Here is a 13,630-nt window from a genome sequence, read left to right on the forward strand (position 1 = left end):
TGAGGAGCCCTAGATGCCGGAGAAGGCGCCGTTCCGTCGCGTCCTCGTCAAGCTCTCCGGTGAGGCGCTTGCCGCCCCGGACGGCTATTGGCTCCATCCGCCGACCCTGGCGTCCCTGGCCGAGGACATCGCCAGCACCATCCGGCATGGTTTCGAGATCGCCGTGGTGGTGGGCGGCGGCAACATGATCCGCGGCGCCCGCATCTCCCAGGCCGGCTGGATCGACCGGGCGACGGGCGATTCGCTCGGGATGATGGCGACGGTGATGAATTCGCTGGCCATCGAGACCGCGCTCAACGCCGCGGGTGTGGCGGCCCGCACCATGTCGGCGGTCTCGATGCCGACGATCTGCGAGACCTTCGCCCGGCAGCCCGCCCTGCACCATCTCGACAAGGGCCAGGTCGTGGTGCTCGCCGGCGGCACCGGAAACCCCTACTTCACCACCGACACGGCCGCGGTGCTGCGCGCGGCGGAACTGCGCTGCGACGCGGTGCTGAAGGCCACCCAGGTCGACGGCGTCTATTCCGCCGATCCGAAGCGCGATCCGAACGCGCGGCGCTACGACCGGCTGAGCCACGACGAGGCCATCGCCCGCGACCTCAAGATCATGGACACGGCCGCTTTCGCCCTGGCGCGCGAGAGCAGGCTGTCCATCGTGGTCGGCTCGCTCCATCCGCCGAGCTCCGTCACCGCGATCCTGACCGGCGATGCGCCCTCTACCCTGGTGGCGCCGTAGGGGCGTCCCCGCTCCGTAAGGCGTCAGGGGCCGGGAGGCCCCTCCGCCAGGGCGACGAGCGCCGCCAGGTCGCGCCGGATCCAGGCCTCGTCCTCGGCGAATTGCGCGTCGCTCGTGCCGGGCTGCCGGAACAGCGTCAGCATGACCTCGCTGCCTTCCCCGTTCGGCACGATCCGCAGGGGCACGAAGACGCTTCGGCCGTCGCCGAGATCGACCCGGTGATCCATCACGCCGAAGGGGTTGTGCGGCGTGAAGGTGATCCTCACGGGACCCTCCGGTCCCTGGGCGGTCCAGCCTTCGCCGTCGCGTTCGAGGGCCCCCTGGCTGAGGCCGGAGGCCCATTGCGGGAAGCTCTCGGGTCGCCAGAGCCTTTCATAGAGCTCCCGCGCCTCCCGCCGGGCCGAGCAGGTGATCACCTTCGCTTCCAGCATGGTTCCTCCAGGGGCACCATTGTCGGAGCGCATGCCGGATTTGACCAGCCTCATGCCCTTCTCGGCTGATCGCGCGTTGCGCCTCCGGGCGGATCGGTAGGCACGGGACCCGATCCGTCCGCGCGACGGGGCCGCGCCACGCTTGCAAAGGCGGTGCGCCGGCACCCGCCCGATGGCGTTCGGCAGCCGCTTCCTATTTGCGGGTGCACGCGTTTTCGTTCATTGAAGCCGCAACGCGTGCAGGCAGCCGCTCGCCCGGCTGCGCCGCTTCCACAGCCCAAGCGTCGGGACCTTCTTTCGACATGGCCACACCGGACTTCGACCTCAACGACATCAAGCGCCGCATGCAGGGCGCCGTCGCCTCCCTGAGCAAGGATCTCGGCTCCCTGCGCACAGGCCGGGCGACGCCGAGCCTGCTCGATCCGATCCAGGTCGAGGCCTACGGCGCGCTGATGCCGATGGCGCAGGTCGCCACCGTGAGCGTGCCGGAGCCGCGCCTCCTGTCCATCTCGGTCTGGGACCGCTCGATGGTAACGCATGTCGAGAAGGCGATCCGCGAATCCGATCTCGGCCTCAACCCGATGACCGAGGGCCAGACCATCCGCCTGCGCATCCCCGAGATGAACGAGCAGCGCCGCAAGGAGATGGTCAAGGTCGCCCACAAATACGCCGAGGAGGCCCGCGTCGCCGTGCGCCATGTCCGCCGCGACGGGCTCGACATCCTCAAGAAGCTCGAGAAGGACGGCGCCATCAGCCAGGACGACGAGAAGCGTCAGGCGGGCGACGTGCAGAAGGCGACCGACGACCATATTTCCGAGATCGACACCGTACTCTCCGCCAAGGAGAAGGAGATCATGCAGGTCTGATCCCGGCGGTCGCCGTTGTAATTTCAGGCGGGGCGGCGCGTTGCCGCCCCGTGTTACATGGTCTGGATCGGGGGAGAGGCGCGTTGATTCGATCGGAAGGCGCGCGTCAGGTGGCGGCGGTCGATGGCGGGGGCGGTGCGCTGTCCGGCGAGTCCGAGCCCACGAGCCATGAGATCAAGCCCGCGCTGCCTCCCCCGCAGCACGTCGCGATCATCATGGACGGCAACGGCCGCTGGGCTTCGAGCCGCGGCTTGCCGCGCTTCGAGGGGCATCGTCGGGGCGTCGAGGCGGTGCGTCGCGCCGTGCGCTCGGCCATCCTGCTCGGCGTGCGCTACCTGACGATCTACAGTTTCTCGTCGGAGAACTGGCGCCGGCCCCCGACCGAGGTGGCCGAGCTGATGGGGCTCCTCAAGCTCTTCGTGCGCCGGGACCTCGCCGAGCTCCACGCCAACGACGTGCGCATCCGCGTGATCGGCGAGCGCAGCGATCTCACGTCCGACATCGCTGCCCTGCTCGCCGAAGCCGAGGAGCGCACCCGCGACAACAAGGGCCTGACCCTGGTCGTGGCCTTCAATTATGGCGGCCGGCAGGAGATCCTGCGGGCGATGCAGCGCATCGCGGCCGAGGTCGCCGCCGGCCGTCTGCAGCCGGACGCGATCGGGCTCGACACGATCACGGGCACGCTCGACACGGCCGGGATCCCCGACCCGGATCTCGTCATCCGCACCTCGGGCGAGCAGCGTCTCTCGAACTTCCTGACCTGGCAGACGGCCTATGCCGAATACGTGGTCTCGCCGGCCTTCTGGCCCGATTTCGACCACGGCGCCTTCCTGGAAGCGGTCGCCGAGTATCATCGCCGCGACCGCCGCTTCGGCGGCCTCAGCAGCAAGGCCCAGGGATGAGCGGTCGCGGCTCTGCGCCGACGCCCGCGGGCGCGCGGCGCATGCCCTTCGCCACCCGTGAGTTCGCGTTGCGGGCCGTCTCCGGCGTGGTGCTCGCGGCCCTGGTGCTGGCCGCGCTCCTCGTCGGTGGCTGGCCCTTCGCGGCGATCTGGCTCGCCGCGGGCATCCTCGGCGCGGGCGAATGGCTCGCCATGAGCCGCACGGCGCCGACGCGGCTTCTCGGGATCGTCAGCGCCGCCGGCCTTATCGGTCTGTGCGTGGCGCTCCTCGCCCGTCTGCCGCTGCCCGTAGCGGCCGCCATCGCGGCCCTGGCGGTCGCGATCCTGGCGGTCGCCGCACGGGGGGCGACCGGCCGGCTCCATGCCGTGCTCGGCTTCGCCGCGGCCTCGGTCGTCGTGCTCGTGCCGACGGCCCTGCGCGAGGACCCGGCCATCGGCCTCGTCGGACCGGCCTGGATCTTCGCCGTGGTCTGGTCGACGGACATCGCCGCCTATTTCGCCGGCCGCCTCCTGGGCGGCCCCAAGCTGATGCCGCGGGTGAGCCCCAACAAGACCTGGTCGGGGGCGGTCGGCGGGCTTCTGGCGGGCACGCTCGCCGGGCTCGGCGTCGTTCTCGCGGCCCGCGAGGGCAGCCCGGATCTGTTCGGGCGCCTCCCGCTTCTCGCCGTGGCGCTCGTCAGTGCCCTCGCCTCCGTCCTCAGCCAGGGGGGGGACCTGTTCGAATCCGCCCTGAAGCGTCGCTACGGGGTCAAGGATTCCGGGCACACCATTCCCGGCCATGGCGGCATCATGGACCGCCTGGACGGCTTCTTCGCGGTCGCCCTCCTCGCCGGCCTCGCGCTCCTGGCGCGGCGCCTCGCTGCCGTCTGATTTCGGGTGCTTGATGATGCCCGCCGACGAAACTTCAGGATGTCTCCCGTGAGCCTCACCGTCACCGTCCTCGGCGCCACCGGCTCCATCGGTCGTTCCACCACCGATCTCCTGCGCCAGCATGCCGGGCGCTTCCGCGTCGGCGCCCTGGTCGGCGGCCGCGACGCCGCCGCCCTCGGCGCGCTCGCCCGGGAGCTGAAGGCCGATTTCGCCGCCCTTGCCGACGAATCCGCCGGCCCGGCCCTGGCCGAGGCCCTGGCGGGCTCGGGCATCCCCCACGGGGCGGGCGAGGGGGCGGTGCTGGAAGCGGTGGCCCGCGACGCGGATATCGTCGTCGCCGCAGTGAGCGGCGCGGCCGGCCTCAAGCCGACCTGCGCGGCGCTGAAGCTCGGCCGCACGGTGGCGCTCGCCAACAAGGAGAGCCTGGTCTGCGCCGGCGACGCCTTCATGCGCGACGCCAAGCGCTACGGCGCGACCCTGCTGCCGGTGGATTCCGAGCACAACGCCCTGGCCCAGGCCCTGGGCGACGGCCGCATCGACGACGTGGCCAAGATGACGATCACCGCCTCGGGCGGCCCGTTCCGCACCTGGACGCGGGAGCGCATCGCCGCGGCGACGCCGGATCAGGCCGCTGCCCATCCGACCTGGTCGATGGGCATGAAGATCAACATCGATTCCGCCTCCCTGATGAACAAGGGGCTGGAGCTGATCGAGGCGCATCACCTGTTCGCGCTCTCCGCCGACCGCCTCGACGTGATCGTGCATCCGCAGTCGATCGTGCACGGCTTGGTCTACTGGCGCGACGGCGCGGTGACCGCCGGGCTCGCCATGCCCGACATGCGCGTGCCGATCGCCCATTGCCTCGGCCTCGGCGACCGCTTGACCATCGAGCGGGGGCGCAATCTCGATCTCGCCGCGACCGGCAGCCTCACCTTCGAGCCGGCGGACGAGGCCCGTTTCCCCTGCCTGCGCATCGCCCGGGCCGCGCTGGCCGAGGGGGGCGGCGCGCCGACCGTGATGAACGCGGCCAACGAGATCGCGGTCGCGGCCTTCATCCGCGGCGCCATTCCCTTCTACGGCATCGCCGAACTGGTGGAGCGGGCCTGCACGCATTTCGCCGCCGAATACCGCGCGGCTCCCGCCGACGTCGAGGCCGCGCTCGCCATCGATGCGCATGTGCGCGCCTGGGCGTCCCAGGCCCTCCCCGCCGCCGCGGCGGCGGAGTGAGACCCCGCCGGCGTTCGGCGCAACAAGCCCCTGCCGCCTCGTTCCGGCTCCGGTTTCTGGGGCGAGACGGTCGGGATTAAAGGCTCGCCTCGCGCGACGGGCCGTGCGACCATCCGCGGGACGCGACGTGCTTGCCCTCGTGGAGGGGGACGCCGATCTCAGCGCGGAGCGGTCGAGAAGAACGGGGGCCGAAGGGCCTCGGGAGACTCAGATGGACTTCCTTTCCGCCATGGGCGGCACGGCCGAGAGCTTCTTCGGCTCGGTTATCCCTTTCCTGATCGTGCTCACCGTCGTCGTGTTCGTGCACGAGATGGGGCATTTCCTGGTCGGGCGCTGGTGCGGCGTCGGCGTCAATGCCTTCTCCATCGGCTTCGGTCCCGAGATCGCCGGCTTCAACGATCGCCGCGGCACCCGCTGGAAGCTCTCCGCGATCCCCCTGGGCGGCTACGTGAAGTTCGTGGGCGATGCCAACGGCGCGAGCGTGCCCGATGCCGAGGCCGTGGCCCGCATGAGCGAGCACGAGCGCAGGATCAGCTTCCCGACCCAGCCCGTGCACAAGCGGGCCGCCATCGTCGCCGCCGGGCCGATCGCCAATTTCATCCTCGCCATCGTGCTGTTCTCCGGCGCGATCTACGTGAATGGCCGCTACGAGACGCCGGCCCGGGTCGAGGCCGTGCAGCCGGGCAGCGCCGCCGAGCGGGCCGGCTTCAAGGGCGGCGACGTGATCCGCGCCATCGACGGCGAGGCGATCGGCAGCTTCGCGCAGATGCAGCGCATCGTGGCCAGCAGCGCCGGGTCGAGCCTGTCCGTGGTGGTGGAGCGCGACGGCGGCCGTGAGACGCTGACCGCCGTGCCCGACACCTTCGAGGAGCGCACGCCCTTCGGCCGCCATCGCATCGGCCGCCTGGGCATCAACGGCCCCAATGCCGGCGCGGCCAAGCTCGTCCATTACGGCGCGCTCGAATCCGTGACGTTCGGCGTCCACGAGACCGTCTTCGTGGTGGACCGCACCTTCAGCTACATCGGCAAGCTGGTCACAGGGCGGGAATCCGCCGATCAGCTCTCCGGTCCGATCGGCATCGCCCGGGTCTCGGGCGAGGTCGCCCGGGTCGGCGGCGTCGGGGGCCTGATCGGCCTCACCGCGCTGCTCTCCGTCTCGATCGGCCTGCTCAACCTCTTCCCGATCCCGCTGCTCGATGGCGGCCACCTCCTGTTCTACGCCTTCGAGGCCGTGCGCGGGAAACCCTTGAGCGAGCGTGCGCAGGAGATCGGTTTCCGTATCGGGCTGGCCTTCGTCATCATGCTGATGCTGTTCGCGGCCTGGAACGACATCCTCAATCTGGGGGCTTCCTGGAGCGGCCGCGGCACCTGAGGCGACCCGCTGGGCGGGGTCGCGGCTCCGCCCGGATCGAGGGTGAACAAAGCGTTGCGCCCGCCCGCGGCTATTCGAAAAAGCCGTGGGCGTAGCCGTATTTACGCCCTATTCACCTTAATCGACGATGCTTCGAGTCTGCCATCGTCCGTTAAGTGGCGCGAAGGCCACGACCCCCAAAATCCCGACAGGTCGATCCCCCGTTCACGTTTGCTAACGAGGGGAAACTCGATAGAAGCGTGGCTGGGACCAGAGGGTGGGCGTCCGATGGACGCTCGTCTGCGGGTGCGAACCCGTGCTGATAATAAAAGAGACGGGCGAATACATGATGTCGATGACGGGGAAGCGCCGGCGCAAGTCGGCGGAGCGGACCATCGTCTTGGTCGCCACCGCCGCCGCTGGCGTGATTCTCGGCGGCGTCGCCGCTCAGGCGCAGCAGATCGTCGTCGAGGGCAATCGCCGCGTCGACTCCGACACCATTCGTTCCTACGTGACGGGAACCGCCTCGGGCTCGCCCGAGGAAGCGCGCCGCAACCTTCTCTCCACCGGCCTCTTCTCGGACGTGCAGGTCTCGGCCCGCGGCGGCGCCACCGTCGTGCGGGTGCGTGAGAACAGCGTGATCGGCCGCGTGGTCTTCGAGGGCAACAAGAAGATCGAGAAGGCGACGCTCGAGGGTGTGGTCGAGGCCAAGGATCGTGGCCCGCTGAGCCAGGCCGTGATCTCCGCCGACGTTGAGCGGATCCGGGACGTTTACAAGCGTTCGGGTCGTGGGACGGCGCGGGTGAGCTACCGTCTGGTGGATCTTCCGAACGGGCGGACCGACGTGGTCTACCAGATCGAGGAAGGCGACAAGACCGGCATCCGCGAGATCCACTTCGTGGGCAACAACGCTTACTCGGAGTCGACCCTGCGCGGGATGATGACCTCCTCCGAGATGAACTTCCTGTCGTTCATCAAGACCTCGGACGTCTACGATCCCGACCGCATCGCCAACGACCTGGACATCATCCGGCGCTACTACCTCAAGAACGGCTATGCCGACTTCCGCATCGTCAACGCCGATGCGCGCTACGTCGAGACGCCGGAGGATGCCGGCTGGGTCATCACCGTCACGGTGGACGAGGGCGAGCAGTACACGGTCGGCGCGGTCGCAGTGGATGCCCGGGTTCCGGGGGTCGATACCGGCGCGCTGGACGGCGAGGTGCGCGCCCAGGTCGGCGACGTCTACAACGCCGAGGACGTGGAGAAGACGCTGGTGGGGGTGACCAACGAGGTCAACCGCCAGGGCTACCCCTTCGCCCAGGTGCGGCCGACGGGCCAGCGCGACCGGGCCACCCACAAGGTGTCGCTGGGCTTCGTGGTCGAGGACGGCCCGCGGGTCTACATCGAGCGCATCAACATCCGCGGCAACACCCGGACCCGGGACTACGTGATCCGGCGCGAGCTCGATCTGGGCGAGGGCGATGCCTACAACCGCGTTCTGGTCGACCGGGCCGAGCGCCGCCTGAACGGGCTGGGCTTCTTCAAGAAGGTGCGCTTCTCCAACGAGCCGGGCTCGGCGCCGGACCGGGTGGTGGTCAACATCGACGTCGAGGATCAGCCCACCGGCTCGTTCTCGGTGGCCGGCGGCTACTCCACCCAGGACGGCATCATCGGCGAAGTCTCCGTCTCCGAATCCAACTTCCTCGGACGCGGGCAATACGTGCGTGTCGCCGCCCAGGGCGGCCAGTACGCCAAGGGCTTCGACTTCTCCTTCACTGAGCCGTACTTCCTCGGCTACCGTCTCGCAGCCGGCTTCGACGCCTTCTACAAGTACTCGGACCTGACCCGGTACTCGCGCTACGAGACCACGGTCTATGGCGGCCAGCTCCGCGTCGGCCTGCCGATCACCCAGGAATTCGGCGTCACCTTCCGCTACTCGCTGTACAACACCGAGCTGAAGGTCCCGAACACGATCAAGCGGCCCTTCAACGACTGCTCGATCCCGATCCCCGGCTACACCCAGCTGAACCCGGCGGGCACGATCGATCCGGTCTCGGGTCGCAACGTCGGCGGTCTGCCCGCCTATCCGAACTGCGCCTTCGACGGCGAGGCCTCGATCGCGCTCAAGGGCTCGCAGGGCTCGACCCTGACCTCGCTCGCCGGTGTGACGCTCGCCTACTCGACCCTCGACAACCTGCAGCGGCCGACCAACGGCTTCTACGGCGAGTTGAAGCCCGATATCGCCGGCCTCGGCGGCGACTCCAAGTTCTTCCGCGTGACGGGCGATGCCCGTTACTACAAGGAACTCTGGGAGGACGTGGTCGGCTTCGTCCGCATCCAGGGCGGTCACATCACCGCGCTCGACGGCAACCCGCTGCGGATCACCGACCAGTTCTTCATGGGGCCGTCGCTGGTGCGCGGCTTCGCCCCGAACGGCCTCGGCCCGCGCGACGTCGGCATCGCCGATGCCCGCTCCAACGCCATCGGCGGTACGACTTACTTCGGCGGCACCCTCGAGATTCAGTTCCCGATCTGGGGCATCCCGAAGGATCTTGGCCTGAAGGGCGCGGTCTTCGCCGATGCGGGTACGCTGTTCGGGTACTCCGGCAGCCGCTCCTTCGACGTGAATGGCGACGGCTTCATCAACGGCATCGCCCCGGGCGGCCTCTGCAACTACACGAGCTTCGGTTCGAACGCGATCAAGGTCGAGCCCGAGTGCGTGAACGTCCACGACAAGCCGACCATCCGTTCCTCGGTCGGTGCCTCGATCCTGTGGAACTCGCCCCTCGGCCCGATCCGCTTCGACTACGCCTACGCCCTCACCAAGGACGAAGGCATCCAGACGACCTTCGGGCGCGTGGGCAAGGATCAGATCCAGGCCTTCCGCTTCTCCGGCGGCTCGCGCTTCTGACGGAAACGACGCGCCGCCCGATCCCCGGGCGGCGCGTTATGGCTTTCATGACCGATCCCGTCTTCTTCGCGCCCGAACCCGGCCTGACCCTCGCAGAGGTGTCCGCCGTCACGGGTCTCACCCTTCCCGAAGGCGCGGATCCGTCCCGCGCCTTCGTCGCTTGTGCGCCCCTCGAGAGCGCCGGCCCCGAAGACCTCGCCTATATGGACAACGCGCGCTACGCCGAGGCTCTCGCCCGGACGCGTGCCGGTGTCTGCCTGGTCTCGCCGCGCTTCGCCGCCCGGCTGCCCGAGACGACGATCGCCCTCGTCGCGGCCGATCCTTATCGCCACTACGCCAAGCTGCTCGCACGCCTGCATCCCGATGCGATGCGGCCGGGTTCGCTGTTTGCCGCTGCCGGCATCTCTCCAGGGGCCCATGTGCATCCCGAGGCGCGGCTTGAGGACGGCGTGCGCGTCGATCCCGGGGCGGTGATCGGACCGGGCGCGGAGATCGGTTCCGGCAGCGTGGTCGCGGCCAATGCCGTGATCGGCCCCAATGTCCGGGTCGGGCGGGATTCCTCGATCGGTGCCGGCGTCACCCTCTCCCACGCGCTCGTCGGCAACCGGGTCATCCTGCATCCGGGCGTGCGCGTCGGCCAGGACGGGTTCGGCTTCGCCATGGGTGCCGGCGGCCATCTCAAGGTGCCACAGGTCGGCCGCGTCATCATCCAGGACGATGTCGAGATCGGCGCCAACACCACGATCGACCGGGGCGCCAGCCGCGACACGGTGATCGGTGAGGGCACCAAGATCGACAACCTCGTCCAGATCGCCCACAACGTGGTGATCGGTCGCCATTGCGTGATCGTCTCCGGCGTCGGCATCTCCGGCTCGACCACGCTGGAGGATTACGTCGTGCTCGGAGGCCAAGTCGGCGTGGTCGGCCATCTGCGCATCGGCATGGGCGCCCAGATCGCCGGCTCCTCGAACGTGAACCGCGACGTGCCCCCGGGGGCGCGCTGGGGGGGCACTCCGGCCCGGCCCGTGCGGACCTGGTTCCGCGAGATGACGGCGCTCGCCCAACTCGCCCGCCGCTCCGGCGGTGAGGACGCTCCCGCTTCCCGTCCCGGCAAGCGCGCCGCCGACGACGAGGCCTGAGCGGCTTTCGCTCAGGCGCCCCCGTCGAAGAGCGCCCGGATCTCCGGGATGCCGTCCCACAAGTCGGTGCGGTGGCAGCGCAGCTGCGCGCGGGCCGTCGTCTCGTAGAGCGCGAAACTCTCCGCGATGAGGCGGTCGAGGTCGTAGCTGGGGGCCACGCCGCCCGACGGGCGGCGTCCCTTGAACAGGGTGGAGCCTGCGACCCCATAGAATTCGGCGATGGGCGGATAGACCGGCCAGACGACTCCGTTGAGGAGTGGATCGGGCACGTAGTCGCCCACATCGATGTCGGCCGGCTGGAAGCCCGCCTCCCGCAGCAGCCGCGCCGCCACCTCGCCGAGCACGCCGATGCTCGGATGGTTGATATTCCGCATGAACACGCCACGCCGGGCCCAGCGGGCGATCTCCCCGGAGAGATCGAAGTCGACTGCGCGGCTCGCCCGGATGAGGTCGGAGGCGCAGGAGTCCCAGGCGGCGAAATAGCCGAGCCGCACCATCACGTCGCGCCGGAACAGGGCGGCGACCCGCCCGGGCGTGAGCCCCCGCAGGAAGCCGAACAGCACGATCGCCGAATGGTAGGTGTGGAGCGGGGAGGGGACCAGCCGGCCTCCCGCGGCTCCGACATAGATCGCGTCGGGATGGAAGGCGGAGAACACGATCGAGGGATAGAGCCGGGCCGCCGGCAGGGCCGCGCACAGGGCCTGCGGGCCGCTGCCGGGCAGGCTGCCCGGTTCGAGGGCCTGCACGAAGACATGGTCGAAGGCCCGCAGCTCCCCGACCAGCGTCTCCAGGCCGCCCCGCCGCGCCCGCAGGCCGGCAAGGCCGAACAGGCGGACTTGGGCCCCCGGCAGCAGCGTCGCCACGGACAAGGCCACGCCCTCCGCCTGACAATTGCCGATCACCGCGATGCGCGGCCCTGGGCCGGACAGCGTCTCCGCGGGCCGGCGCCCGGGCAGCAGCCAGGCCACGGCGCCCCTGATCAAGCCCGTGCTCATCCGGCTATTCCCGCCGGATCAGGCGGTCGACGACGAGGTCCGACCAGAAGCCCCAGCGGAACTCGCGCTTGAGGGCTTCGGGATCGTAATCGTGCTCCACCCATTCCAGGAAGCTGCGGCCGGCGGGCTCGCCCTCGGCAAGGTAGCGGGCGAAGAAGGCGTCGAGGATCCCAGTCTTGGCGAAACGCCAGTGGCCGTAGCGGGGGGAGAGCTGGCGCGCGGCTTCCCGCACGGGCCGGCCCTCGTGCAGGATCAGGAACAGGGCGGCGGCGAGACCGGCCCGGTCCGCGCCGGACTTGCAATGCATCACCGCCGGGTACTCGATGCCTTCGAAGAAGGCCTTGGCGGCGAGCACCGTCTCGCGGGAGGGCGCCTCCCGGGAGCGCAGGACGAACTCGACGAGCTTCAGGCCCTGACGCTCGCAGGCCTCGCGCTGCAGCGGCCAGGAGCCATGCTCGCGGCCCCCGCGCAGGGAGATGATCGTGCGCACGCCCTTGCGCTTGAACCAGGCGAGCTGGTGCGGCGAGGGCTGGGCCGAGCGCCAGACGAGGCCGGTGCCGACGAGATGCCGGTTGAGATAGGCCAGGCGGAACACGCCGTGATCGACGAGCAGCATGTTCGCCCAGGCCCGGGCGCGGGCAAGCGGGCCTTCGATGGGCTGCTCGAACCGGGCGATGCGGGCCATGCGGCGCGCGTAGCGGGTCTCGGGCTTGAGGAAACGGTTGAACACGATGCTCCGGCTCGATCGCCGCTCCGGGGCCGGATGCTGCCCCGCGCCGCTCTAGCAGCCGTTCGGATGGGCGACAACGCGGCGCCACGGGCGCCAGGGGGGAGCCTCTTCTGCTGCGACGCGGGAGACGCTTCGGCGCCGCCGATCCCCCGTTGCCCCGCGCCCGGATTTGCGCGCATCATGGCGCCATCCGACGCATCGGGGAGCGGACGTCTCCATGAGCACGACCACGGTCAGCATCCGCCGCGCACGGCTAGGGGACGCGGCGATGCTGTCGGCCGTGTTCGATACAGCCTGGCGAGAGGCCTATCAGGGCGTCATCCCCGGCCTGGCTCTGGAGCGCTACATCGCCAAGCGCGGCCCGACGGCCTGGAAGGGCATGATCGGGCGCGGCCGCGGGCTCGCGGCGGTGGAGTTCGGGGAGACGATCGTGGGCTACGCCGCCTATGGCCGGGCGCGGGAGCGCTCCCTGCGGGCCGAGGGCGAGATCGACGAACTCTACATCACGCCGGAATATCAGGGGATCGGCCTCGGCACCCGCTTGTTCCGTGCGGTGCGCAACGACCTGATCGATCACGGGCTCGCGCGGGTGGGCGTCTGGTCCCTCGCCGCCAATCCGCGGGCGATCGCCTTCTACGAGGGGCTCGGCGGCCTGCGCAGCGCCGAGGCCGTCGAGCGCCTCTCCGGCGCCTGCCTGCCGAAGATCGGCTTTATCTTCGTTTAGAACCCACGGTTCAGAGTGCGGACATGGGCGTAACAGGCCGCTCCGCCTGTCGAATGTCGGATTTCCTTGGCGGTACGGCGCGGCTAGAAGGGCCGTGCAGGCAGCCGCGACCGGAAAGACGGCCTCCTGCCGGACAGATCAGGATAAGCCATGAACATCGATGCCATCTCGATCGGCAAGAATCCGCCGCAGGACGTCAACATCATCGTCGAGGTCCCGCTGGGCGGAGAGCCGATCAAGTACGAGATGGACAAGGATGCCGGCGCCCTGGTCGTCGACCGCTTCCTCTATACGGCGATGCATTATCCGGGGAATTACGGTTTCATCCCGCACACCCTGTCGGGTGACGGCGATCCCTGCGACGTGCTGGTCGCCAATACCCGGGCGATCGCCCCGGGCGCCATCATCAGCGTGCGCCCCGTCGGCGTGCTGGTGATGGAGGACAATGCCGGCGAGGACGAGAAGATCATCGCCGTGCCCTCGCGCCACCTGACCATGCGCTACGACCGCATCGAGAACTATGCGGACCTGCCGGACATCACCCTGCAGCAGATCCAGCACTTCTTCGAGCACTACAAGGACCTGGAGCCCGGCAAGTGGGTGAAGGTGGTGCGCTGGGGCGACAAGGCCGAGGCCCATCGCCTGATCCTGGAAGGGGTCGAGCGCTTCAAGAAGTCCAAGGCCTGAGGCCGGATCTCCTTGAAAACAGCCCCGGGGCGCCAGGCGCCGCCGGGGCTTTTTCGTGC

General features: G+C 69.6%; 13 protein-coding genes. 10 read left to right on the plus strand and 3 right to left on the minus strand.

What is annotated here, in order from left to right; all coding sequences use genetic code 11:
- The first annotated feature begins 13 nt into the window (after positions 1 to 13).
- On the plus strand, positions 14 to 736 hold the full coding sequence (gene pyrH / locus MMB17_RS10525) for a UMP kinase (RefSeq protein ID WP_238310370.1): 723 nt from the start codon (positions 14 to 16) through the stop codon (positions 734 to 736).
- Positions 737 to 759: 23 nt separating this feature from the next.
- On the opposite strand, the gene MMB17_RS10530 is transcribed toward pyrH, so the two are convergent.
- Positions 760 to 1,167 (minus strand): polyketide cyclase, encoded by a 408-nt coding sequence (locus MMB17_RS10530; protein WP_241101889.1) that lies wholly within the window; start codon positions 1,165 to 1,167, stop codon positions 760 to 762.
- Positions 1,168 to 1,469: 302 nt separating this feature from the next.
- Here MMB17_RS10530 and frr point away from each other — a divergent pair, with 302 nt between their 5' ends.
- From frr to lpxD, 7 genes are all read left to right on the plus strand, one after another.
- Complete coding sequence (gene frr / locus MMB17_RS10535; RefSeq protein ID WP_238310368.1) at positions 1,470 to 2,033, plus strand: ribosome recycling factor; 564 nt, start codon at positions 1,470 to 1,472, stop codon at positions 2,031 to 2,033.
- Between the two features lie 140 nt (positions 2,034 to 2,173).
- Positions 2,174 to 2,935 (plus strand): isoprenyl transferase, encoded by a 762-nt coding sequence (locus MMB17_RS10540; protein ID WP_238310521.1) that lies wholly within the window; start codon positions 2,174 to 2,176, stop codon positions 2,933 to 2,935.
- A 41-nt stretch (positions 2,936 to 2,976) separates the two neighbouring features.
- On the plus strand, positions 2,977 to 3,804 hold the full coding sequence (locus MMB17_RS10545) for a phosphatidate cytidylyltransferase (protein WP_420847353.1): 828 nt from the start codon (positions 2,977 to 2,979) through the stop codon (positions 3,802 to 3,804).
- 48 nt (positions 3,805 to 3,852) lie between these two features.
- Positions 3,853 to 5,031, plus strand: a complete 1,179-nt coding sequence (gene dxr, locus MMB17_RS10550) for a 1-deoxy-D-xylulose-5-phosphate reductoisomerase (protein ID WP_238310366.1) — start codon at positions 3,853 to 3,855, stop codon at positions 5,029 to 5,031.
- A 211-nt stretch (positions 5,032 to 5,242) separates the two neighbouring features.
- Positions 5,243 to 6,403 (plus strand): RIP metalloprotease RseP, encoded by a 1,161-nt coding sequence (gene rseP, locus MMB17_RS10555; RefSeq protein ID WP_241101891.1) that lies wholly within the window; start codon positions 5,243 to 5,245, stop codon positions 6,401 to 6,403.
- A gap of 325 nt (positions 6,404 to 6,728) precedes the next feature.
- Complete coding sequence (gene bamA, locus MMB17_RS10560) at positions 6,729 to 9,296, plus strand: outer membrane protein assembly factor BamA (protein ID WP_241101892.1); 2,568 nt, start codon at positions 6,729 to 6,731, stop codon at positions 9,294 to 9,296.
- Positions 9,297 to 9,343: 47 nt separating this feature from the next.
- The gene (gene lpxD, locus MMB17_RS10565; RefSeq protein WP_241101893.1) at positions 9,344 to 10,435 is read left to right on the plus strand and encodes a UDP-3-O-(3-hydroxymyristoyl)glucosamine N-acyltransferase; all 1,092 of its coding nucleotides are present in this window, start codon (positions 9,344 to 9,346) and stop codon (positions 10,433 to 10,435) included.
- Positions 10,436 to 10,446: 11 nt separating this feature from the next.
- Here lpxD and MMB17_RS10570 read toward each other — a convergent pair whose 3' ends face one another.
- Together MMB17_RS10570 and MMB17_RS10575 are read right to left on the minus strand one after the other, a co-directional pair.
- A complete protein-coding gene (locus MMB17_RS10570; RefSeq protein ID WP_241101894.1) occupies positions 10,447 to 11,430 on the minus strand; it encodes a WcbI family polysaccharide biosynthesis putative acetyltransferase in 984 nt (327 codons plus the stop codon).
- 4 nt (positions 11,431 to 11,434) lie between these two features.
- Positions 11,435 to 12,160 (minus strand): fused DSP-PTPase phosphatase/NAD kinase-like protein, encoded by a 726-nt coding sequence (locus MMB17_RS10575; RefSeq protein WP_238310361.1) that lies wholly within the window; start codon positions 12,158 to 12,160, stop codon positions 11,435 to 11,437.
- Between the two features lie 217 nt (positions 12,161 to 12,377).
- Between MMB17_RS10575 and MMB17_RS10580 the strand changes: the two genes are divergently transcribed.
- Positions 12,378 to 12,884, plus strand: a complete 507-nt coding sequence (locus tag MMB17_RS10580; RefSeq protein WP_241101895.1) for a GNAT family N-acetyltransferase — start codon at positions 12,378 to 12,380, stop codon at positions 12,882 to 12,884.
- A gap of 150 nt (positions 12,885 to 13,034) precedes the next feature.
- The gene (gene ppa, locus MMB17_RS10585; RefSeq protein ID WP_238310359.1) at positions 13,035 to 13,571 is read left to right on the plus strand and encodes an inorganic diphosphatase; all 537 of its coding nucleotides are present in this window, start codon (positions 13,035 to 13,037) and stop codon (positions 13,569 to 13,571) included.
- Positions 13,572 to 13,630 lie beyond the last annotated feature (59 nt).

This window comes from Methylobacterium organophilum (assembly GCF_022533465.1).
In the GTDB taxonomy this organism is placed as follows: Bacteria; Pseudomonadota; Alphaproteobacteria; order Rhizobiales; family Beijerinckiaceae; genus Methylobacterium; species Methylobacterium organophilum.

What these genes read in the sequence shown, in the direction of transcription:
- MMB17_RS10580 (WP_241101895.1), top strand. Translation starts at nt 12,378, where the DNA reads ATGAGCACGACCACGGTCAGCATCCGCCGCGCACGGCTAGGGGACGCG.
- pyrH (WP_238310370.1), top strand. Translation starts at nt 14, where the DNA reads ATGCCGGAGAAGGCGCCGTTCCGTCGCGTCCTCGTCAAGCTCTCCGGT.
- MMB17_RS10530 (WP_241101889.1), bottom strand. Translation starts at nt 1,167, where the DNA reads ATGCTGGAAGCGAAGGTGATCACCTGCTCGGCCCGGCGGGAGGCGCGG.
- MMB17_RS10570 (WP_241101894.1), bottom strand. Translation starts at nt 11,430, where the DNA reads ATGAGCACGGGCTTGATCAGGGGCGCCGTGGCCTGGCTGCTGCCCGGG.
- lpxD (WP_241101893.1), top strand. Translation starts at nt 9,344, where the DNA reads ATGACCGATCCCGTCTTCTTCGCGCCCGAACCCGGCCTGACCCTCGCA.
- rseP (WP_241101891.1), top strand. Translation starts at nt 5,243, where the DNA reads ATGGACTTCCTTTCCGCCATGGGCGGCACGGCCGAGAGCTTCTTCGGC.
- frr (WP_238310368.1), top strand. Translation starts at nt 1,470, where the DNA reads ATGGCCACACCGGACTTCGACCTCAACGACATCAAGCGCCGCATGCAG.
- ppa (WP_238310359.1), top strand. Translation starts at nt 13,035, where the DNA reads ATGAACATCGATGCCATCTCGATCGGCAAGAATCCGCCGCAGGACGTC.
- MMB17_RS10545 (WP_420847353.1), top strand. Translation starts at nt 2,977, where the DNA reads ATGCCCTTCGCCACCCGTGAGTTCGCGTTGCGGGCCGTCTCCGGCGTG.
- bamA (WP_241101892.1), top strand. Translation starts at nt 6,729, where the DNA reads ATGATGTCGATGACGGGGAAGCGCCGGCGCAAGTCGGCGGAGCGGACC.